The sequence below is a fragment of the Kitasatospora sp. NPDC001309 genome (genome assembly GCF_042896295.1).
Lineage (GTDB): Bacteria > Actinomycetota > Actinomycetes > Streptomycetales > Streptomycetaceae > Kitasatospora.
The window spans coordinates 17410-39403 of record NZ_JBIAXC010000040.1 but is presented as its reverse complement, the minus strand read 5'-3'; the positions used below and the strand labels follow the sequence as shown (position 1 = coordinate 39403).

Below are 21994 nucleotides of genomic sequence, written 5' to 3'. Positions count from 1 at the left end.
GGGGGTCGGCCGTACGGTGGCGGCGCGCGGTGGGGGCCGTCCCGGCCGGGGCCGGGGCGGTGCGGTGTCCCCGAGCTTCGACCCGTCCGGGCCCGTCGCGGATGATGTCAACCGGCGATAGTCCGGCCGCATACCGGTGCCGGGGGTGCCGGGATCCGCCGCGCGATCCGCTGTGCGGTCCGTCGCGCGGCCAGTCGCTGCACACTTGATTTTCTGTCATGTCCTTGGCGATGTGGCTCGGTGACGTCTATGCTCCCGTCGTGGAGCTCGACGTGAGACACCTCCGGGTGCTGTGCGCGATTGCCGACACCGGCAGCCTCCGCAAGGCCGCGCTCCAACTCGGCATGACCCAGCCCTCCCTCACCACCCAGCTGCACCGCATCGAACGGGCCATCGGCGGAACCCTGTTCACCCGCGAGCAGACCGGCAGCCGGCCCACCGCGCTCGGCCACTCGGTGCTGTCCCGGGCCCGGCCGGTGATCAGCGAGATGGCCGCCCTGGTCGCCGCCGCCCGGCAGGAGGCCCGCGACACCGCGGGGCCCGGCCGGCAGCGCCGGCTGCGGATCGGCAGCGTCGGCAGCCGGGCCGTCGCCGCCTGGCTGCGCCGGGTGCACGAGCGGCTGCCGGACACCGACACCACCATCCACGTCGACATCTCCGCCAGCGCGCTGCTGCGGATGGTCGCCTCCGACCAGCTGGACGTGGCCTTCGTGTACGAGAGCGAGGGCTTCCCGCTGCGGGTCCCGCCGGACGCCGAGCACCGGGTGCTGATGGCCCGCGAGCCGCAGTTCGTCGCGCTCGCCGCCGGGCACCCGGCCGCCGCCCGGCCGGTGGTCCACCTCGCCGACCTCGCCGAGGACACCTGGATGGTCGACCCGACCGCCGACCACGAGTACGCCGCGATGCGCCGGGTGTTCAGCGAGGCCGGGCTCAACCCCCGGGTGGTGCAGGTGCGGGACAACGCCACCGCCGCCGAGCTGGTCGCCTCCGGCGAGGCCGTCCGCCCCTGCCAGCCGACCTCGCTGCCCGGGCCCGGCACGGTGGTCCGCCCGGTGCACGGGGACCCGCTGGCCGTCCGGCTGCTGTTCACCTGGCGCCCCCGGGTGCTCAGCCAGCCCGCCCTGGACGCGCTCTACGGTGAACTGCGCGCCGCCTACCTGGACCTGGCCAAGGTCAACCCGGCCTACCTGGACTGGCTGGCCCGGCACGAGCCCTTCCTGCTGGAACGGGTCTAGACCTGCGCCCGCCGGTCCTCCCGGCCCTCCCGGCTGTGGACCAGCACCCCCACCGCGACCATCAGCGCGCACACCAGGCCCGCGGCCAGCACCCCCGGGCCGCCGAGCGCGGTGCAGGCCAGCACCAGCGCCGCCCCGAGCGGCGCGATCGACTGCGCGACCGGCCCGCGCTTGGTGTGCCGGGAGTGCAGGTACCAGACGGTCACCAGGTAGACCGCGGTCGGCACGGTGACCGTCGCGGTGGCGGCCGTCTCGGAGATCTCCGCCTTGTGCACGGCCGACTCCACCGCCACCTCCAGCCCGGTGCCGATCGCCGCCGCCGAGCCGAACACCAGGTAGTGCCCGTACCCCCAGGCGAAGGCCTGCCGGTTGGAGCGCAGGTGGTCGTGGACCGGCCGGGCGAAGTAGATCCACCAGGCCGCGAAGCAGATCAGCAGCCCGCCGACCGCCACCGGCACCAGCCGGCCCAGCCCCTCGTGCTCGTCCACCGCCGACTGCACCGCCACCGTCGCGGCGGCCACCGTCTCACCGAGCACGATCAGGGTGAACAGCCCGTACCGCTCGGCGATGTGGTGCGGGTGCCAGGAGGTCTGCGCCCGCAGCTCGGCGACCACCGGCACGGCGAGCTCGCACAGCACGCCGATCGGGATGACCACCGGCCGGGCGGCGTCCGGCAGCAGCAGCACCACCACCCAGCCGAGCTGGCACAGCGTGATCCCCGCCGCGTAGCGCAGCGCGACCCGGCGGGCCTCACCCTGTTCGCCGGACGCCGCGCGCAGCCACTGGGTGACCATCGCCAGGCGCATCACCACGTAGCCGGTGATCCCCAGTGTCAGGTCCTGGGTCTCGAACATCCTCGGCACCCCGGCGGCCAGGATCAGCACCCCGGCGATCTGCACCAGGGTGGTGACCCGGTACGGCACGTCGTCGCAGTCGTACGCGGAGGCGAACCAGGTGAAGTTCATCCAGGCCCACCAGATGGCGAAGAAGACCATCGTGTAGCCGCGCAGGCCCTCGCCGTAGTGCCCGGCGGCCAGGGAGTGGGCGAGTTCCCGACCGGCCTGGCCGACCGCGACCACGAAGCAGAGGTCGAAGAAGAGTTCCAGCGGGGTGGCGACCCGGTGCGGCTCGGCGCGGTCGCGCGGGACCATCCGGCGCACCGGGGGCGGGTCGACGTGCTGCGCTCGGGGTGCCTCGGCGGCGTGGTCACTGGCCATCGGTGCTGCTCCGGGGGTCGGGGCGGGGCGGGGGCGGCCCGGCTGGGCCCGCCGTCCCGCGCATCCTGGCAGTGGCCGGGGTCCGACGCACGCACCGGCGCGGGCGCGTGCGCCGGTGCGGCAACTCCGTTCGAACCCGGGCACGATGCCCTTGTATGCCCCTTTTCTCCTTGCCGTCAGCGAGAGTTGACGCCCCGGTGCGCGAAGTGGGTGACAGCGCGGCGGGTTTCCGGGCGCGCCCCGCGCGCTGCGCCGCGACCGGCCCGGCGGCCCCGCTAGATTCGTCCCCGGTTGGAAGCGAGCACGGGCCCCTCGCGGGGCCCCACGACACGGGCGGCCTGCGGGCAACGCGGAAGGTCAAGGCCGGTGGCAGGACAGCGGGGGCGGCGTAGCCGGCCCACCCGTGTCCGCACCACCGGCCTCGTGATCACCGCGCTGCTCGCCAGCGCCTGCCGTGCGGTCGCCGTCGCCACCGCGACGGCCCGGGTCACTTCTCCCAGCCGACCTTGGTGTAGTCCTCCTGGGCGAGGCCGAAGGCCCCGTAGTTGGCGAGCCCCTTGCGGGTCGCCACCACGGCGGGCCGCTGGTAGAGCTCGACGGTGTGGCCGAGCTCCCAGATCTTCGCGTCAGCCTGGTTGTAGAGCTTCGCGGCCTCCGCCGGGTCGACCGTCCCGGCCGCCTTCTTCAACAGGTCGTCGATCTCCTGGCTGCCCAGGCGGGACGGGTTCTGGAAGGAGTTGTCGCCCACCGGCAGGCGGAAGTTGGCCAGGCTCTTGGAGTTCGGGAAGGAGTCGGTGTTGCGCCAGCTCGCGAGGTCGAACTTGCCCGGGGTCACGTACTTGGAGAAGAAGTCGTTGGCGGCCACCTTGTCCAGGTCGACCTTGACCCCGGCCGCCTGCCACATCGCCGCCGCCGCGGTGGCGAGGTCGAGCTGCGCCTGCACGGTGCCGTCGCTGAGCACCCAGTGCAGTTCCAGCGGCTTGCCGTCCTTGGTGCGCGGCTGACCGCTGCCGGCCTCCTTCCAGCCCGCGTCGTCCAGCTCCTTCTTGGCGGCGGCCAGGTCGAACCTGGCCCATTCGCCGGAGTTGTCCTGGTACCCGACCTGGTTGGGCATGATGATGTGGTTGCCGAGCGGCTTGAACTCGACCGGCACCCCGTTGTTGGCGATCTTGATCAGCGCCGAGCGGTCGAGCGCCTTGCCGAGCGCCTGGCGGACCTTCTGGTCCGCCAGCGCGCCGTTGCCGCCGAAGGAGATGTGCACCTCGTCCCACGGGCTGGCGGCCCGGATCACGGAGTCCTTGGCGTTCTTGAGCTGTCCGTACGCGGCGGCGGTGCTGGCCGCGGCGAGGTCGATCTCGTTGTTCAGGTAGGCCTGGATGCTCGCCGACTTGTCCATCACCCGGAAGGTGATCCGGTCCAGCTTGGGCCTGGTCCCCCACCAGGCCGGGTCCGGGACGAGGGTGAGGGTCTGCGCGGTCTTGTCGGCCGTCCCGATCTTGAACGCGCCCGCGGTGATCGGGATCTTCTCCACCCAGGCCTTGTTGAAGTCGTCCGGGGTCGAGATCGCCGCCGCCGGGATGAGCGGGCGGAACAGGCCCTGCCAGTCCGCGTACGGCTGGGCGAAGGTCACCTTCACCTCGGTCGGGTCGGCGCCCTGCTCGACCGCGGAGATCAGCTCGTAGCCGGACGGGTCGGCGATGTTGTACGCCGGGTCCTTGCCGTTGCTGGTCTGCCAGTCCGCCTTGAAGTCCAGGTAGCTGAGCGGCTTGCCGTCCGACCACTTGGCCTTGGGGTTCAGCTTGTAGGTGACCACCTGCGGCGAGGTCGAGGTGACCTTGGCGTCCACCAGGTAGTTCGCGTTCGGCTGGAAGGTGCCGGAGGCGTCGGTGCTGAACAGCGTCGGCTCCACGGCACGGATCAGGCTCACCGTGTCGGTGTACGAACCGCCGTCCACCTGGAGCGGGTTCCACTGGGCGATCCACTGGTCCAGCTGGAACCGCACCTCGCCGCCGTCCTTGATCTGGTCCAGCGGCTTGGCGTTGATGTCCTGGGAGTCCTGTCTCGGCGGCGCGCTCTTCGCCACGTCCGCGCCCGAACCGCCCCCGCCCGAGGTGCACGCGGTGGCCGCCAGCACGACGGCGACGGCGAGGGCGGTCGCCCGGCCGAGGCGACGGGCGGTGCTGGAAGCGTCCATGAGGGTCCCCCTGGGATCGGTGGCAGGCGTCGGGCGGGCGTCACGGGTCGGGTTCGTCCGGTTCGTGACACGAGTTGGGGCGTACGAGGCATGACCGGGCTTGAGCGTGGGCACTCAATCCGGCACCGAGCCAGAGGAACGTAACAGCGGATCAGATCCGCCACCAGGGGGAGGAGCGGACGCCTGATCAAAAAGTCACACAGGGACATCCCGCCGCAACATCGCAGCCGCACCCCGGTGCCAGACTGCGACCTGCGCGTTCCCCAACTCCCCCACTGCCCCTGCCACCTGACGCCCTGACCGGGCTCCGACCGAAGGCCACCCCCGATGCCCACCAGACGCGTCGCCCCCGCCCCCACCCCGGGCCGCCGCTGATGCTCCGCTACCTGTCGAAACGGCTGAGCTACTACGCGGCGCTGCTGCTCGCCGCCGTGTTCCTGGCCTACGCGATATCCGCCGGCGCCCTGCAACCACGCACCTACTTCGACGCCAAGGTGCCGCGCCCGGCCGCCGAATCGGTCGAACGCCAGCTCACCGCGCTCAACCTGAACGACCACACCCCGGTCGTCGAACGCTTCGGCCACTGGGCCGGCGGCCTGCTCCACGGCGACCTCGGTCGGACCATCCACGACACCCCGGTCAACGACGACTTCGGCCGCCGGGTCTGGGTCTCGCTGCGCCTGCTGCTGATCGGCAGCCTGCTCGGCACCGTCCTCGGCGTCGCCGCCGGGGCCTGGAGCGCCGTGCGCCAGTACCGGATCTCCGACCGGGTGCTCACCGTGCTGTCCTTCGTCCTGCTCTCCACCCCGGTCTTCCTGGTCGCCCTCCTGCTCAAGAACGGCGCGATCGCCGCCAAGGACGCGGCCGGCCACGACGTCGTCCCGTTCACCGGCTACGAGACCCCCGGACTGGCCGGCGGCCTCGGCACCCACCTCGCCGACTGGGCCCTGCACCTGCTGCTGCCCACCGTCTCGCTCGCCCTCGGCGGCCTCGCCACCTACAGCCGCTACCAGCGCGGCACCATGCTCGACGTGCTCGGCTCCGACTACCTGCGCACCGCCGAGGCCAAGGGCCTCACCCGGCGCCGGGCCCTGCTCAAGCACGGACTGCGCACCGCCGTGATCCCCATGTCGACGATGTTCGCCTACAGCTTCCTGGGCATCTTCACCGGCGCGATCTTCACCGAGACCATCTTCGGCTGCACGGCATGGGCGAATGGCTGATCCAGTCGATCAACGAACAGGACGTCAACTCCGTGGTGGCGATCAACCTGTTCACCGCCGTCGTCGTGCTCGCCTCCGGCTTCCTCGCCGACACCCTGCACGCCGCCCTCGACCCGCGCGTGCGGTCCTGACCGGAGGAAGCCGAGATGACCGTCGCCGCCACCGCCGACACCCCGACCCCCGACCCCGCGCACGGGACCGCCGACGCCTCCGCCCCCGCCGGCACTCCCCGGGCCGGCGGACGGGGCCGGCTCGTCCTGGCCCGCCTGCTCGCCGCCCGCGGCGCCGTGGCCGGGGCCGTGCTGATCCTGCTGCTGTTCGTCCTCGCCTTCGGCGGGCCGTACCTGACGCCCTGGGACTACGCCGCCCCCGACTTCACCGCCCTGCACCAACCCCCCTCCGGCGCCCACTGGTTCGGCACCAACGGGGTCGGCCAGGACGTGTTCGCCCAGACCGTCCGCGGACTGCAGAAGTCACTGATCATCGGCCTGCTGGTGGCGCTCTTCTCCACCGCACTGGCCTCCCTGGTCGGCGCCTGCGCCGGCTACTTCGGCGGCTGGACCGACCGGGCGCTGATGTTCCTGGTCGACCTCATGCTGGTCTTCCCCAGCTTCCTGATCATCACCGTGGTCTCGCCCCGGCTGCGCAGCAGCGGCTGGATCGCCTTCGTGCTGCTGCTCGCCCTGTTCAACTGGATGATCACCGCCCGGGTGGTCCGCTCGATGACCGTCTCCCTGCGCGAGCGCGAATTCGTCCGCGCCGCACGGTTCATGGGCGTCCGGCCGCTGCGGATCATCACCCGGCACATCCTGCCGAACGTCGCCTCCTTCCTCATCGTCGACGCCACCATCGCGGTCGGCGGCGCGGTGATGAGCGAGACCGCCCTCTCCTACTTCGGCTTCGGCGTCCGGCCGCCGGACGTCTCGCTCGGCACCCTGCTCGCCGCCGGAACCGGCGAGGCCCCGGTGTTCCCCTGGATGTTCTACTTCGCGGCCGGACTGCTGGTGCTGTTCGTGCTCGCCGTCAACCTGGCCGGGGACGGGCTCCGCGACGCCCTCGACCCCACCGCCGGGGGCGCGCCGCGCCGTACCCGCCGCCTTCGGAGGAAGCAGAAGTGAGCACCGCGGAAGCAGAAGTGACCACCGCTGTCGAGACCCCGCTGCTCGCCGTCCGGGACCTGCGGGTGGACTTCGCCGGCCCGCACGGACCGGTGCCCGCCGTACGCGGGGTGGACCTCACCCTGCGCCGCGGCGAGACCCTCGGCATCGTCGGCGAGTCCGGCTCCGGGAAGTCCGTCACCGCGCTGTCCGTGCTCGGGCTGCTGCCGGGCACCGCCCGGATCGCGGGCTCGGTGCGGCTGGACGGCCGGGAACTGGTCGGCCTGCCCGGCAGGGAACTCGCCGCGATCCGCGGCCGCCGGGTCGCCATGGTGTTCCAGGACCCGCTGTCCGCCTTCACCCCGGTCTACCGGATCGGCGACCAGATCGCCGAGGCCGTCCGGATCCACCAGCCGGTCGACCGGGCCACCGCCCGCCGCCGGGCCACCGAACTCCTCGACCTGGTCGGCATCCCGGCACCCGACCGGGCCCTGGACAGCTTCCCCCACGAGTTCTCCGGCGGCATGCGCCAGCGCGCCATGATCGCCATGGCCATCGCCAACCAGCCCGACATCCTGCTCGCCGACGAGCCCACCACCGCGCTGGACGTCACCATCCAGGCCCAGGTGCTCGACGTGCTGCGCACCGCCCGGCAGGAGACCGGCGCGGCGCTCGTCCTGGTCAGCCACGACCTCGGGGTGATCGCCGGGGCGGCCGACCGGGTCGCCGTGATGTACGCGGGCCGGGTGGTCGAGACCGCCGGGGTGGACGAGCTGTTCGCGGCGCCGCGCCACCCGTACACCCTCGGACTGATCGGCGCGCTGCCCCGGCTGGACGGGCGCGGCGGCCCGCTGGTGCCGATCCCCGGCGCCCCGGCGCCGATGGCCGAACTGCCGCCCGGCTGCCCGTTCGCCGCGCGCTGCCCGCTCGCGGAGGAGCGCTGCTCGACGGCCGAGCCCGAGCTGGTGGGCACCGAGGCCGGACCGGCGGGCCCGGACGGCCACCTGGCCGCGTGCGTGCGGTCGGCGGAGCTGGCCGAGCGGCGGCCCGCGCCGAGCGAGGTGTACCCCGTGCCGGACCTGCCCCCGGGGCCCGCCGCCGGGGACCGCTCGGCCCGGCCGCAGGTGCTCTCGGTGAGCGGGCTGGGCAAGACCTTCCCGCTGCTCAAGGGCACGGTGTTCAAGCGGAGGGTCGGCGAGGTCTACGCGGTGGACGGCGTCGACCTGGACCTGCGCCAGGGCGAGACCCTCGGCCTGGTCGGGGAGTCCGGCTCGGGCAAGTCCACCACGCTGTTCGAGCTGCTGAGCCTGGGCGCCCCGGAGACCGGCCGGATCGAGCTGCTCGGCCACGACACCGCCCGGCTCACCCGGGCCGAGACCCAGCGGCTCCGCTCCGAACTGCAGATCGTCTTCCAGGACCCGATGGCCAGCCTCGACCCCCGGATGCCGGTCGGCGACATCGTCGCCGAGCCGCTGCGCGCCCAGCACGCCCCGCGCGAGGAGACCGCCCGCCGGGTGCCCGAGCTGCTCCGCCAGGTCGGGCTCGACCCGGACCACGCGGTCCGCTACCCGCACCAGTTCTCCGGCGGGCAGCGCCAGCGGATCTCCATCGCCCGGGCCCTCGCCGTCCGGCCCAAACTGCTGGTGCTGGACGAACCGGTCTCCGCCCTGGACGTCTCGATCCAGGCCGGGGTGCTCAACCTGCTCCAGTCGCTCAAGGCCGAACTCGGGCTGTCCTACCTGTTCGTCTCGCACGACCTCTCGGTGATCCGGCACCTCGCCGACCGGGTCAGCGTGATGTACCTCGGCCGGACGGTCGAGCAGGGCCCGGTCACCAGCGTCTTCGAACGGCCCCGCCACCCGTACACCCGGGCGCTGCTCTCCGCCGTACCGCTGCCCGACCCCGCCGCCGAACGGGCCCGCGACCGCATCCTGCTGGCCGGCGACCCGCCCTCCCCCACCGAGCGCCGCACCGGCTGCCCGTTCCGCACCCGCTGCCCGCTCTACGCCGGGCTCGCGGACGCCACGGCCCGGGCGCGCTGCGAGCAGGAGCGGCCGGGCCTCGACGGCGACCGGGCGGGGGCCGGAGCGGGAGCCGGGGCGGGAGCCGGAGCGGAGGGCGACCACCGGGCCGCCTGTCACCACCCGGGGTGACGACGGAACCCTCACCTCCGGTGACCGGCCGAATACGATTCGGCAGAACGGGTTGCCGACGTGTACTGTCTTCCACGTCAGCAAGCGCCGCTAGCTCAGTTGGTTAGAGCAGCTGACTCTTAATCAGCGGGTCCGGGGTTCGAGTCCCTGGCGGCGCACAGACAGCCGGAAGGCCCTTCGCGAGAGCGAAGGGCCTTCCGGCGTTTCCAGGCATTTCCAGGCATTTCCGCGCTTCCGGCGCCGTCAGCGGGTGTCGAGGACGGCGGAGGCCACCGCGTCCGGACGGTCGAACATCACCAGGTGCCCGGCCGGCGCCGTGGTCCGGAAGTCCGCAGCGTCGCGAGCCCCCGCTGGTCGGCCAGCCAGGACTCGGTCCGGCTGGTCCGGCAGCCGTCGTCGGCGGCCAGCACCGTGATCGGCAGGTCCTCGGGCAGCGGCCGGGCCCGGCGCAGCGCGTCCAGCTCGGCGGCCATGTCGAGGTAGCGCCCGTTCTCCCGGAGCAGCGCGCGCAGTGCCCGTCCGGTGCGGTAGCAGTGCCGGACCAGCGGCGGCGGGGCCAGGTCCTCCCGGCGGACGGTGGACAGCCGGGCGGTCACCCGGCGGGCGGTCGGGCCGAGCAGGTACGGGACCGCGAGGGCGGTCGCGGCACCCGCCACCGCCCGGGCCGCGAGGTCCCGTACGGCCGGCGCCGGGTACGGGCGGGCCGCCGCTTCGACGCTGCCGTCGACCAGGACCAGCCCGGCGGTCCGCTCGGGGTGCAGCCGGGCGAAGGCCTCCGCGTGGAAGCCCGCGAGCGAGTGGCCGACCACCGTGCAGGGCCCGCCCAGCCCGAGGCCGTCCAGCACCGCGCGGATCCGGTCGGCCTCGCCGGCCACCGTCGGGGCGGGCCGCCGCCCGGTGGCCGGTTCTGCGGCGCTGAGCCCGTAACCGGGCCGGTCGAAGCGGACCACGGTGCGGTACGGGGTGAGGAACGGGACGACGAGGTCCCAGTCGAACCAGCTGCTGCCGAGGCCGCCGGTGAGCAGGCAGAGCGGGCCGCTTCCCTCGGTACGGACGTGCAGCGGGACGCCGTCGACGCGCAGGAAGCGGGCGCGGACCGCCGGCGCGCTCACGTCCGTCTCCGGTCGGCGGCCTCCGGCGTGCCCGGCGCGTCCTGGGTGTCCTGGGCCTCCGGGGCGGGCAGCGCCTGCGGGTCGGACGAACGGGCGACGGCCACGGCCAGGACGGCCAGCCAGAGTGCGACCAGCAGCACCTGCAACCGCTGCCCGGCACCGAGCGCCCAGGTACCGCGACCGGCCTGGAAGGCGGCGATCGCGCCGAGGCTCCAGCCGGTGGCCAGCAGTTCGGCGCCGAGCAGCCAGGGCCCGAGCCGGCGCACCGCCGGCCAGCGGTGCCGGCGGCGGGCGAGGACGGTGAGCGCGACCAGTGCGGTGAGCGCGCCCAGCATGGCGAGGCTGCTGGTGACGGCGTGGGCGGTGTGGGTGGCGGGGACCAGTCCGGCGGTCTCCCGGGCCGCGCACATCTCGTCGCTGGTGGGGGCGCAGCTGAGCGGCAGCCGGGAGTCGGCGGCGGTGGCGGCGCCGAACAGGGCCAGGGCGGACCAGCCGACCAACGCCCAGCGGTCCCGGCCGGGGGCCGAACGGTCCTGGCCGGGGGCCGCGGCGCGTCGACCGGGTGGCGCGGCGTTCCGGGCCTGCCCGGTGGCGAGGGCGGTGAGGGCGGCGGCGAGCACGCTGAGCCCGGCCGCGAGGTCGGTGGCCCGGAAGAGGCCGCCGAGCGGCTGGTCCTCGGCGGCGAGTTCGCTGATGTACGCCTGCACCGGGTCGAGCCCGGTGCTGAGCACCACCTCCAGCACCCACGCGGTGTACGCCACCGCGCTGAGCAGCAGCAGGGCGGCGACCGCGGTCCGCGCGCGCCGGTCCGACGGCCGGCGGCGCCGGGAGGGCGGCCGCGGGTGGGTTCGGGGGCGGGGGTGTCCGGGCGGGGGGCTGGGCACGTTTCCACCCTAACCGGGCAAGAACTCCGCCCCAACCGGGAGGAAACGGTCATCCCGGAGCCCGGCGGAACCGCCGCGGTGCGAGGCACCCCCGGGAACCGTGTATTGTTTTCCAGGTCAGCAGGCGCCGCTAGCTCAGTTGGTTAGAGCAGCTGACTCTTAATCAGCGGGTCCGGGGTTCGAGTCCCTGGCGGCGCACAGACAGTTGGGGAGCCTCTCGCAGCAGCGAGGGGCTCCCCGATTTTTTGGCCCTCGATGTCCGTTTTATGTGTGATGTCGGTCTCGATTGCCGTTCCGGTGGAGCCATGAGGCCCGCCCGGCTCGTCCAGGGCAGTAAACCGGAATCGGGACAAAGGTCCCTAACCGCCGATGTCCCCGTCCGTGCAGGCTGGCCCGGTCCGCCCGCAGGAAAGGCCGCGCCTTGTTCCGAAACGCCCAGAGCGGCCGGCCGCCGATCGGCCTCCCGCCGGTCAAGCGACTCAAGCGCTCCACCCCCACCCCCGGCGGCAAGAAGCCGCGCCGCCCCAAGCGCACCGGCTGGCGCCGGCTGATACCCACCTGGCGGATGACGCTGCTCGGCCTCGCTTCGGCGCTGCTGCTCGGCGTCGGCCTGTTCGCCCTGGGGGTCGCGCTGGTGAAGGTGCCCGACGCGCACGCCGCGGCGACCGCGCAGAGCAACACCTGGCTCTACTCCGACGGCTCGGTGATCACCCGCACCGGCCAGACCAACCGGCAGAACGTCGGCCTGGACAAGGTCTCCCCCGCCGCCCAGCACGCGGCGCTGGCCGCCGAGGACCGCAACTTCTACAACGAGGGCGCCGTCAACGTGCAGGGCCTGGTCCGGGCCGCCCTCAACACCGCCAAGGGCGAGGGCACCCAGGGCGGCTCCACCATCACCCAGCAGTACGTGAAGAACACGTACCTGGACCAGAAGCAGTCCGTCACCCGCAAGGTGAAGGAACTCTTCATCGCCATCAAGGTGGACGCCACCGAGAGCAAGGACGACGTCCTCTCCGGCTACCTGAACACCTCGTACTACGGCCGCGGCGCCTACGGCATCCAGGCCGCCGCCCAGGCGTACTTCGGCATCGACGCCTCCGCGCTCAGCCCGGCCCAGGGCGCCTACCTGGCGACCCTGCTGAACGCCCCGAGCGCCTACGACGTGGCCACCGCGACCCCGGCGGGCAAGCAGAACGCCGTCAACCGCTGGAACTACGTCATGGACGGCATGGTCAAGGAGGGCTGGCTCGGCGCCGACGAGCGGGCCAAGGCCACCTTCCCGGACGTCAAGGACCCGCAGCCCAACCCGGGCCTGTCCGGCCAGTCCGGCTACCTGGTGAACGCGGCCACCCAGTACCTGACCTCGAACAACATCATCAGCGAGACCGAGCTGGCCAAGGGCGGCTACACGATCAAGCTGAGCATCGACCCGACCCGCCAGCAGGCCCTCCAGGACTCCGTCCAGGCGCAGCTGCACGACACCCTGAACCCGGACAAGCGGAAGAAGGACGCGGCCGCCCAGGCCGGCGCCGTCTCCGTCGACCCGAAGACCGGTGCGGTGGTCGCCCTGTACGGCGGCGTCGACTACGTGAAGCACTACGTGGACAACGCGACCCGGCGCGACTACCAGGCCGGTTCGACCTTCAAGGCGATCGCGCTGGCCGCCGCCTTCGAGAACAACGCCAAGACCCAGGACGGCCGGACCGTCACCCCGCGCACCGTCTACGACGGCACCAGCGGCCGCAAGGTCCGCGGCGGCAAGGGCACCCCGTACGCGCCGCCGAACGAGGGCGACGTCAGCTACGGCCAGATCACCCTGCAGCAGGCCATCGACAAGTCGGTGAACTCGGTGTTCGCCCAGCTCGCGCAGGACACCGGGCTGCAGAAGGTCAAGGACACCGGCATCGCGCTGGGCCTGCCCGCCGGCACCCCGGGCCTGGACCCGGTGCCCTCCATCCCGCTGGGTGCGGCCACCCCGAGCGTGCTCGACATGGCCGGCGTGTACGCCACCCTGGACAACGGCGGCAAGCAGATCACCCCGTGGCTGGTGCAGTCGGTGGACCGCGCCGGCGAGGCCGTGCAGCTGCCCGCGCACAAGACCACCCAGGCGATCAGCGCGGACACCGCCAACCAGGTCACCTCGATGCTCCAGGGCGTCGTGAGCGACCCGGGCGGCACCGGCTTCCGGGCCCAGGCGCTGGGCCGTCCGGTCGCGGGCAAGACCGGCACCACCGACGACCAGAAGTCCGTCTGGTTCGTCGGCTACACGCCCGAGCTGGTCACCTCGGTCGCGCTGTTCGGCCAGGACCCGGGCACCGGCGCCCAGGTCAGCCTGAGCGGCGTCGGCGGGATCAACGGCGCGGCGGGCGGCCAGTTCCCGGCCCAGATCTGGACCGCCTACATGAAGGCCGCGCTCAAGGGCCAGCCGGTCAGCGACTTCCCGACCCCGGCGGACGGCGGCGACTCCGGCGCCTCCGACCTGCCGACGTCCCCGAGCACGCCGAGCAGCACCCCCTCGACCGGCAGCGCCACGCCGACCACCGGCGCGGGCAGCCAGCAGGGCGACGGCTCGGGCACCGGCTCCACCGGCACCGGCTCGGGCGGCGACTCCGGTTCCGGCGGGACGGGCACCGGTCCGACCACCGCCCCCACCACCGCCCCGACCACCCAGCCCACCTCACGGCCCACCGGCCGGCCGACGACCAAGCCGACGCCGACCACCAAGCCGACCACCGACCCCACCGGTCAGCCCACCACCCAGCCCACCGGCGAGGCGGGCGGGGGCACCGGTACGGGGACGGGATCCGGGGGCTGATCGCCGCCCCGCTCCGCCCGCGCCGCGCGCGCATCTCGGCCGGACCACCGACCTCGGGTCGGTGGTCCGGCCGAGATGCGTCACCGCGCCTCTACGGACAGTTCAGACCAGGACCAAATGCCGAAATGGCGCCTTACCGCGACATCGGTATGACTGTCACAATGCGCCAGTGCACAGATCAACGGCCTCGCCCACCCTCCCTTCGGGCAGAACCCTCGGCCTCGGCCTCGCGCTGGTCTCCGCCTTCGCCTTCGGCGGCTCCGGCACCGCGGCCAAGCCACTGATCGAGGCCGGACTCTCCCCCCTGCACGTGGTGTGGCTCCGGGTCACCGGGGCGGCCGTCGCCCTCCTCCCGATCGCCTACCGGCACCGCGACGCCGTCCTGCGCCGCCCCGGCCTGCTGATCGGCTTCGGCCTGCTCGCCGTGGCCGGCGTCCAGGCCTGCTACTTCGCCGCGATCTCCCGCATCCCGGTCGGCGTCGCCCTGCTCATCGAGTACCTCGGGCCGCCGCTGCTGATCGGCTACGTCAAGTTCGTGCAGCGCAAGCCGATCAGCCGGGGCGCGGCCGTCGGCGCCGGCGTCGCGGTGGCCGGGCTGGCCTGCGTGGTGGAGGTCTGGAACGGCCTGGGCTTCGACGCGCTGGGCGTGCTGTTCGCCCTCGGCGCGGCCTGCTGCCAGGTCGGCTACTTCCTGCTCGCCGACGCCGGCCGCCGGGGCGACCGCCCGGTCGACCCGCTGGCCGTCAGCGCGTTCGGGCTGCTGGTCGGCGCCGTCCTGCTCACCGTCCTCACCCGGCCCTGGCAGGCCGACTGGGGCCTGCTGGGCGGGTCCGTGGTGATGAACGGGCACAGCCTGCCCGCCCTGATCCCCGCCGCCTGGATGGTCCTGATCGCGACCGTGCTCGCCTACCTGACCGGCGTGGTCTCCGTCGGGTACCTCTCGCCGCCGATCGCGGGGGTGGTGGCCAACCTGGAGGCGGTGGTCGCCACCGTGCTGGCCTGGGTCCTGCTCGGCGAGCACCTGGGGCTGCCGCAGGTCGCGGGCGGTCTGCTGGTCCTGGCGGGCGCCTTCGTCGCGCAGACGAGCCGACCGGCGGAGACGGAGGCGGAGGCGGAGGCGCCGGTCGAGGCGGTCGCGACGGCGGCCGGGGTCAGCGGCCGGTCCAGCCGAACCAGTCGAGGTGACTGACCGGCCACACCACGGCCGACACCGGGCCCACCACGTTGCCCACCGGCACGGCGCCGCCGCCCGGCCCCTGCCGGTGCCAGCGCGAGTCCGCCGAGTCGCTGCGGTGGTCGCCCTCGACCCAGATGTAGCCCGAGGGCACCTTCACCGGGCCGAAGTCCAGCCCCGCACAGGAGTCGTCGCCGGGGTGGAGGTACGGCTCGTCGACCTTCCTGCCGTCCACGGTCAGCGTGGTGCCCGTGCACTGCACGGTCTGGCCGCCGGTCGCGATGACCCGCTTGACCAGGTAGTTGTCGTCCTTCGGCGGCACCAGCCCGACGAAGCTCAGCACCGAGCTCACGGCGTCGGTCAACGGGTTGGTGTCGACCGGCTGCGGCGGCAGCCAGTTCCCCGGGTCCTTGAACACCACCGGCTGCCCCGGCTCCGGCGTCCAACCGGTCAGCGGCGCGAGCTTGTTCACGCCGACCCGGTCGCCGACCCGCAGGGTGTTCTCCATCGAACCGGACGGGATGGTGAAGACCTGGAACAGGCAGGTCTTGATCAGCAGGGCGACCAGCAGGCCGACCGCCGCCATCGCCGGTATCTCGACCCACCACGGCCGGGGACGGCGCCCCGCCCGGCGGGCCTTGCGGCCGCGCGACCCCCCGGCCCGGCGGCGGGCCTCGGCGCGCCCACCGGACGCGCCCGGAGCGGGCGGTCCGTCCTGGACGTCCCGGGCGGCTGGTACGGCGGATCCGCTGGGAGCTCCGCTCGGCGTTTCGGGCAGGTTCACCGCCATCGTCGCTGCTCCACCTCTCCGGCTGGGGAAACCTGCACGCTACGCCAACCGGGGAGCCGCACGAAATCCGGGACTTAGCCGCCTCCGACATCGCGGCGGCACCTCGGAACACGTCCGGAGCAGGTCTGCGGGAGGTCCGTAGCCCGGGTTCAGGCGCGGGCGATGGCCTCGTGGTGCCTGATGACCTCGGCGATGATGAAGTTCAGGAACTTCTCCGCGAAGACCGGGTCGAGCTTGGCCCCGGCGGCCAGCTCCCGCAGCCGCTTGATCTGGTCCCGCTCCCGGGCCGGGTCGGCCGGCGGCAGCTTGTGCTCGGCCTTGAGGCGGCCGACCCGCTGGGTCGCCTTGAAGCGCTCGGCCAGCATGTGGACCACCGCGGCATCGATGTTGTCGATGCTCTCGCGCAGGCTGGTCAGTTCGGCCCGCACCGCGTCGTCGATCCCCTCGGGCGCGCCGGCGGCGGGGGTCGTGGGCTGGTCCGTCATCGGGGCGGCTCCCGGTGTCTGGGGTGGTCACCCGACCGTACGGCGGCCGGGCTCGGACCCCGGCAAATCTAACAGGGCTCCCGCACCGGACCGGCACCGTCCGGGGAACCGTCCAGCATCCGGACGGCGGGAGGAGGCGCCGGCGGCCACCCGGCTCCACGGCGGGGCTTCCCCTAGTCTGGTGCGTGCATGACCGGACGTGACGACTCAGCAGTCCCTCAGCACTGGAGGAACCGATCGTGGCAACCACCCGCACCGCCCGCACGGCCTGGGAGGGCGACCTCCTGCACGGCAAGGGGCAGGTGACCTTCGCCTCCTCCGGGATCGGCGAGTACCCCGTCTCCTGGCCGGCCCGCGCCGAGGAGCCCAACGGCAAGACCAGCCCCGAGGAACTCATCGCGGCCGCCCACTCCGCCTGCTTCTCGATGGCCCTCTCCAACGGCCTCGCCAAGGCCGGCACCCCGCCCACCACGCTGGACACCCAGGCCGACGTCACCTTCCAGCCCGGCACCGGCATCACCGGGATCCACCTGACCGTCACCGGTGCGGTGCCCGGACTGGACGAGGCCGGCTTCGTGAAGGCCGCCGAGGACGCGAAGGCCAACTGCCCGGTCAGCCAGGCCCTGACCGGCACCACCATCACCCTCACCGCCAAGCTGGCCTGACCGCCGCCCCGGCCCGTCCGGGGCGCACTCCGACCCCGCACCCGGCGCGCAACCGGCGTCCGGGGGCGCGCCAGCGGCGCACGCGCTCCCGGTGCACCTCATGTGAGGTGTACCGGGGGCGTCCGAACGTTCCACCACGCATGATCACAAACGGGGCGAATCACCCTGCCGGCGGTCACGGCGCGTTGCCGTCGCGGCCTATGATCGGCCGCAGCGCCCTGTTCTCCACCCGGGTCCCCGCGCGACAGCGCCCCACGGCGGACGCCCCGCAGCGGACCGGCCCCGAGGCCCCGACAGAGTGCGGAGCCGGCCGCCGGGATCCCGACCGGCCAGGCAGACCATCGTCAAGCGTCAGCAGCGGACGGGAGCATGCCGTGCCGGGCCAGAACGAGGGGGCCGACGCACACCACCCAGGCGTGCGACACGAGGAATCGTCACACCACCGCTCGTCCCACCACCGCCTCCTCACCGCGCCGGTCCTCCAACCGGTCGGCCTCGATCAGGTGGGCCTCGAACCGGTGGGCCTCGCCGCACCGGTCGGCGCCTACCCGGAGGTGCGGCTCTGCCCCACCTGCTCGGCCCCGTTGGCCGACGGTGCGCACCCGGGCGGACCGGCCGGCACCGACCGGAGGGGCGGCGGGACCGACCGACTGCTGGCGGCCCTCCGGGCCAGCGAGTCCCGCTTCCGGGCCGCCTTCTGCGATGCCGTCATCGGCATGGCCCTGATCGACCCCGAGGACCGGATCATCGAGGTCAACCCCGCCTTCGCCGCCCTGATCGGCCGTGGCGTCGGCGAGCTGGCCCGCATCCACCTGCACGAGATCATCGACCCGGAAGGCCTGCCGCACCGGCTCTTCGACGGGCTCGTCCACGGCGAGCGGGAACGGTTCCGCGTGGAGAAGCAGCTCCGGCACCGCGAGGGCCACACGGTCTGGAGCAAGGTGACGGTCTCGCTGATCCGGGACCCCGCCGGGCAGCCGCTCTACACCCTGGCGCTGGTCGAGGACCTCACCGAGCAGCGCCGGCTCGGGGACCGCCTGGAGTACCAGGCCCTGCACGATCCACTGACCCGGCTGCCCAACCGGACCTCCTTCTTCGAGCGGCTCGACGCCGCCTGCCTGCCGGCCGCCGAGAGGTCCGGCCGAGCCGCGGAAACCGCGGTGGAAGTGCGCCGGGTGGGCGTCTGCTACCTGGACCTCGACGGCTTCGCGGCGATCAACGAGACCCTCGGCCACCACATCGGCGACCAGCTGCTGATCGCCGTCGCCGCCCGGCTCCAGCGCGGACTCACCGGCCCCACCCACGCCGCCCACGCCGCCGAGGCTGCCGACACCGCCGGGCAGGACGCCCACCTGGTGGCCCGGATGGGCGGCGACGAGTTCGCCGTCCTGGTCCCCGACAGCGACGGCAGCGAGCAGCTGACCGCCTTGGCCGGGCGGATCCTGGAGCTGCTGGAACGTCCCTTCGACGTCGCCGGGCACCGGCTGGTGATCACCGCCAGCGTCGGCGTCGTCGAACGGTCGGTGCACGAGACCACCCCGACCGACCTGGTCAAGGACGCCGACGCCACCCTCTACTGGTCCAAGGCCGACGGCCGCGCCCGCTGGACCCTCTACGACCCGGACCGCGGAGCCCACCAGCTGACCCGCCAGCTCCTCGCCACCGCGCTGCGGCCGGCCCTGGAGCGTGGCGAGTTCACCATCGAGTACCAGCCGCTGGTCGGCCTGGCCGACGGCACGGTGCGAGGCGCCGAGGCGCTCGTCCGCTGGCGCCACCCCCGCTACGGGACCCTCTCCCCCGACCGCTTCATCCCGCTCGCCGAGGAGTCCGGCGCCATCGTGCCGCTCGGCAAGTGGGTGCTGGAGGAGTCCTGCCGCCAGGCCCGGCAGTGGCTCACCGAGTTCCCGGACACCGAGACCTTCGTGAGCGTCAACCTGGCGGCCCGCCAGATCTGGGACTCCGACGTCGTCGCCGACGTCGCCCGCGCCCTCGAAAGCACCGGCCTGCCCGCCCGGCTGCTGCAACTGGAGATCACCGAGAGCGCCCTGCTCGGCCCCGGCGGCCGCCCGCTGCAGGCCCTGCAGGCGCTCGCCGACATGGGCGTGCGGATCGCGATCGACGACTTCGGCACCGGCTACTCCAACCTGGCCTACCTGTCCCGGCTGCCGGTGCACGTCCTGAAACTCGACGGAACGTTCATCGAGGGCTTCCGGGACCCGGCCCCGGCCGCGGTCCTGAGCGCAGCGGCGACGACGGCGGGCACGGCGGCGACGGCGGCCGACCGGTCGGCCGTCCCGGAGCTCCGGTCCCGGCGCAGCGACGCGGACGAGCAGATCGTCGGCGCCATGGTGCAGCTGGCCCACACCCTGGGACTGACCGTCACCGCCGAGGGCATCGAGAGCGCCGCCCAGGCCGAGCGGCTCCGGCTCACCGGCTGCGACACCGCCCAGGGCTGGTACTTCGCCCGGCCGGGCGAGGCCGAACTCGTCGCGGCGATACTCCGTGAGGGCCGCCCCGCCCCGAGCGGCCGCTAGGCCGGGGCGGGGCGGGGCCGGGGCGGCGCCGTCAGGCCGGTCCCGTCAGGCCGTAGGCCTCGGCGATCAGCCCGTAGGAGCGGAGCCGGGTCTCGTGGCCGTGGATGTGCGAGGTGACCATCAACTCGTCCACGCCGGTCCGCTTGCGCAGGGCCTCCAGGCCGTCCGCGACCTGGCCCGGGTCGCCCAGCACCACGTTGTCCAGCCAGTTGTCGACGAAGTCCGCCTCGACCGGGCTGTACGGGTACTCCTCGGCCTCCTCCGGGGTGGGGATCGGGCCGGGGTTGCCGCGCCGCAGCCGGAGCATGCCGAGCGCCGCGGAACGGGCGAGGCGGCGGGCGGCGCTCTCGTCCTCGGCGGCGACGGCGCTCACGCCGATCAGCGCGTACGGCTCGTCGAGGACGGCGGACGGGCGGAAGGACGTCCGGTACAGGTCCAGGGCCGGAACGGTGTTGGCGCTGCTGAAGTGGTGGGCGAAGGCGAAGGGGAGGCCGAGGCGGCCCGCCAGCTGGGCGCTGAAACCGGAGGAACCGAGCAGCCACACCGGCGGGCGGCCCTCGCCCTTGGGCACGGCGGTCAGCCGCTCGTAGGGGTGGCCGGAGGGGAAGTCCCCGTCGAGGAAGTGGGTCAGCTCGGAGAGCTGGAGCGGGAAGTCGTCCGCGCCCTCGGAGACGCCGCGGCGCAGCGCCCGGGCGGTGGCCTGGTCGGTGCCGGGGGCGCGGCCGAGGCCGAGGTCGATCCGGCCGGGGTGCAGGGCCTCCAGCAGGCCGAACTGTTCGGCGATGGCCAGCGGGGCGTGGTTGGGCAGCATGACACCGCCCGAACCGAGCCGCAGCGTGGTGGTGTTGGCCCCGAGGTGGGCGAGCAGGACGGCCGGGGTGGAGCTGGCCACTCCGGGCATGCCGTGGTGTTCGGCGACCCAGAAGCGGTGGTAGCCCCACTGCTCGGCGCGGCGGGCCAGTTCGGTGGTGGCGGCCAGGGCCTCGCTGGGTGTGTGACCGACGCCGACGGTGGCCAGGTCGAGGATCGAGAGCGGAGCGGGAGCCGTGCCGCGGGCGGTGCCCCGGATCGCCTCGCCGGCCGCGGGCCCGGTTCCGTGCTCGTGCTGGTCCTCGGTGGTCATGCCGTCCGCCTCCTGGCTGTCGTGGTCCGGCTCTGCTCCGAGCCGGGCGTCATCGGCGACCGCGGGTCCCGGACGGCCCGGCGGTCGCTGCCGACCGGCGTCAACCACGGCCGGGGGCTCGCTGTTCCCGTACCGACCGTCGGATGTCGGCGTGGTCCGAGGGCGGTGCAGGGACGGCCCGGATGAGATTCGAATGAGATTCGAGCACGTCGGGGACCGTTCTCCGGGACGGGATCCGCAGGCCGTGGCCGTCCACTGTGACCTCCGGCGCACCGGGGTGCTTCATGGCATGAAAAGTCGAGGCGCTAGCGTTGGCCCCAGAGCCACCTGCTCCACCAGGGCGGCGTGGAGGGAGTAGGGCCTTGAACTTCGTGGCGGCGATCGGATCCTCGTGGATCTGCGCCCTTGCGCTCTTCGCCGTACTCGGCGACGCGCTGCTCCCCTTCATCCCGAGCGGCACGCTGGTCATCCTGGCCGTGCTCAAGACGGCTCAGATCAACGGCGCCCCGGTGCTGCTCGGCCTGGGCGTGGCGGTGGCCTCCTTCCTGGGGGACGTCCTCCTGCTCCACCTGGCCCGGCGCGGGGCCCCGCTGCTGCAGCGCCGGCTCGCCCGGCGCCCGAAACTGGCGGCCAGCGTGACCAGGGTCCAGCAGTCGCTGCTCGAACGCCCGCACGCCGGGGCGGCCGCGATGGTGGTGGTCGCACGGTTCGTGCCGGCCGGGCGGACCGTCCTGGACCTGGCCATCGGCCACTCCCCCGCCCACCCGCACCGCTTCCTGCACTGGTCGGCGCTGGCGGCGCTGGTCTGGGCCGCGTACATCGTGACACTGGGCTGGCTGAACAGCCACTGGTTCAACACCGCCTGGCTGAGCCTGGCGGTCTCCTGCGCGGCGGCCACCGCCGTCAGCACCGCGATCGCGCGGGTAGTGCGCCGCCACCGGCGGCTGGCCGTGCTCTGAGCCGTCCCCGCAACGACCGGTGGCGTCCGACGACGTGCGGACGCGCCCGGGCCGGACCGGGCCGGGGCATGGCCGGGCCGGGGCATGGCCGGGCCGCGGGGGGCTGCCAGGAGCACAATTGTCCCTTACGGGCGAAGCCCCCGACGAGCGCTGACGAACTCTGACCGGTGTCGGCCGAGCGGCGGTACCGTACTCCCCTGACGGCACGCGATGCGAAGCGTCACAGGACCGCAACAGACGACGAATTCCTGCAGCCCGGCCGGGCGCCCCCGGCGTGTTCACTGTCGTCGGAGCCCGGCGACCTTGGAAGCCGCTGCGGCGACATGACATGCTA

The 21994-nt window shown here is 73.6% G+C and carries 15 protein-coding genes, 2 tRNA genes and 1 pseudogene; 11 read left to right on the top strand and 7 right to left on the bottom strand.

Annotated elements, in window-relative coordinates; all coding sequences use genetic code 11:
* Positions 1-230: 230 nt before the first annotated feature.
* Positions 231-1235, top strand: coding sequence for a LysR family transcriptional regulator (locus ACFY2K_RS32115; RefSeq protein ID WP_375883472.1), 1005 nt, complete (start codon positions 231-233; stop codon positions 1233-1235).
* On the opposite strand, the gene ACFY2K_RS32110 is transcribed toward ACFY2K_RS32115, so the two are convergent.
* The gene (locus ACFY2K_RS32110; RefSeq protein ID WP_380644536.1) at positions 1232-2452 is read right to left on the bottom strand and encodes a low temperature requirement protein A; all 1221 of its coding nucleotides are present in this window, start codon (positions 2450-2452) and stop codon (positions 1232-1234) included. The genes ACFY2K_RS32115 and ACFY2K_RS32110 overlap by 4 nt on opposite strands.
* A gap of 487 nt (positions 2453-2939) precedes the next feature.
* Positions 2940-4646, bottom strand: coding sequence for an ABC transporter family substrate-binding protein (locus tag ACFY2K_RS32105; protein ID WP_380529797.1), 1707 nt, complete (start codon positions 4644-4646; stop codon positions 2940-2942).
* A 374-nt stretch (positions 4647-5020) separates the two neighbouring features.
* Here ACFY2K_RS32105 and ACFY2K_RS32100 point away from each other — a divergent pair.
* The 4 genes and pseudogenes from ACFY2K_RS32100 to ACFY2K_RS32085 all read left to right on the top strand — a co-directional run bounded on the left by ACFY2K_RS32100 (position 5021) and on the right by ACFY2K_RS32085 (position 9277).
* Positions 5021-6000: pseudogene (locus tag ACFY2K_RS32100) on the top strand (ABC transporter permease).
* Between the two features lie 15 nt (positions 6001-6015).
* On the top strand, positions 6016-6987 hold the full coding sequence (locus tag ACFY2K_RS32095) for an ABC transporter permease (RefSeq protein ID WP_387716179.1): 972 nt from the start codon (positions 6016-6018) through the stop codon (positions 6985-6987).
* 17 nt (positions 6988-7004) lie between these two features.
* Positions 7005-9119 carry a dipeptide ABC transporter ATP-binding protein gene (locus ACFY2K_RS32090; protein ID WP_387716177.1) on the top strand — a complete coding sequence of 705 codons (2115 nt, stop codon included), beginning with the start codon at positions 7005-7007 and terminating at the stop codon, positions 9117-9119.
* Between the two features lie 84 nt (positions 9120-9203).
* Positions 9204-9277 (top strand) — tRNA-Lys (locus ACFY2K_RS32085).
* 135 nt (positions 9278-9412) lie between these two features.
* Here the strand turns inward: ACFY2K_RS32085 and ACFY2K_RS32080 are convergent.
* Together ACFY2K_RS32080 and ACFY2K_RS32075 are read right to left on the bottom strand one after the other, a co-directional pair.
* A complete protein-coding gene (locus ACFY2K_RS32080) occupies positions 9413-10231 on the bottom strand; it encodes an alpha/beta fold hydrolase (RefSeq protein WP_387716175.1) in 819 nt (272 codons plus the stop codon).
* A complete protein-coding gene (locus ACFY2K_RS32075) occupies positions 10228-11010 on the bottom strand; it encodes a DUF998 domain-containing protein (protein ID WP_380594886.1) in 783 nt (260 codons plus the stop codon). The genes ACFY2K_RS32080 and ACFY2K_RS32075 overlap by 4 nt, the downstream gene beginning before the upstream one ends.
* 229 nt (positions 11011-11239) lie before the next feature.
* On the opposite strand from ACFY2K_RS32075, the gene ACFY2K_RS32070 reads away from it, so the two are divergent.
* The 3 genes from ACFY2K_RS32070 (at position 11240) to ACFY2K_RS32060 (ending at position 15119) form a co-directional block, all read left to right on the top strand.
* Positions 11240-11313, top strand: a tRNA-Lys gene (locus ACFY2K_RS32070).
* A gap of 223 nt (positions 11314-11536) precedes the next feature.
* Entirely contained in the window at positions 11537-13930 is a 2394-nt protein-coding gene (locus ACFY2K_RS32065; protein ID WP_380525023.1) for a transglycosylase domain-containing protein, read from the top strand.
* Between the two features lie 169 nt (positions 13931-14099).
* On the top strand, positions 14100-15119 hold the full coding sequence (locus tag ACFY2K_RS32060; protein WP_380594882.1) for a DMT family transporter: 1020 nt from the start codon (positions 14100-14102) through the stop codon (positions 15117-15119).
* On the opposite strand, the gene lepB is transcribed toward ACFY2K_RS32060, so the two are convergent.
* Positions 15082-15894 carry a signal peptidase I gene (gene lepB / locus ACFY2K_RS32055; protein ID WP_380525021.1) on the bottom strand — a complete coding sequence of 271 codons (813 nt, stop codon included), beginning with the start codon at positions 15892-15894 and terminating at the stop codon, positions 15082-15084. The two genes, ACFY2K_RS32060 and lepB, sit on opposite strands and share 38 nt — an antisense overlap.
* A 149-nt stretch (positions 15895-16043) precedes the next feature.
* Positions 16044-16379: a chorismate mutase gene (locus tag ACFY2K_RS32050; protein WP_375883284.1), complete on the bottom strand. Its 336-nt coding sequence runs from the start codon at positions 16377-16379 to the stop codon at positions 16044-16046.
* A gap of 239 nt (positions 16380-16618) precedes the next feature.
* Between ACFY2K_RS32050 and ACFY2K_RS32045 the strand changes: the two genes are divergently transcribed.
* Together ACFY2K_RS32045 and ACFY2K_RS32040 are read left to right on the top strand one after the other, a co-directional pair.
* The gene (locus ACFY2K_RS32045; protein WP_380525020.1) at positions 16619-17044 is read left to right on the top strand and encodes an OsmC family protein; all 426 of its coding nucleotides are present in this window, start codon (positions 16619-16621) and stop codon (positions 17042-17044) included.
* A 554-nt stretch (positions 17045-17598) separates the two neighbouring features.
* Entirely contained in the window at positions 17599-19578 is a 1980-nt protein-coding gene (locus ACFY2K_RS32040; RefSeq protein WP_387716212.1) for a putative bifunctional diguanylate cyclase/phosphodiesterase, read from the top strand.
* Between the two features lie 31 nt (positions 19579-19609).
* On the opposite strand, the gene ACFY2K_RS32035 is transcribed toward ACFY2K_RS32040, so the two are convergent.
* Positions 19610-20701 (bottom strand): LLM class flavin-dependent oxidoreductase, encoded by a 1092-nt coding sequence (locus ACFY2K_RS32035; RefSeq protein WP_387716172.1) that lies wholly within the window; start codon positions 20699-20701, stop codon positions 19610-19612.
* Between the two features lie 371 nt (positions 20702-21072).
* Here ACFY2K_RS32035 and ACFY2K_RS32030 point away from each other — a divergent pair, with 371 nt between their 5' ends.
* Positions 21073-21660 carry a DedA family protein gene (locus tag ACFY2K_RS32030; protein ID WP_375883467.1) on the top strand — a complete coding sequence of 196 codons (588 nt, stop codon included), beginning with the start codon at positions 21073-21075 and terminating at the stop codon, positions 21658-21660.
* Positions 21661-21994 lie beyond the last annotated feature (334 nt).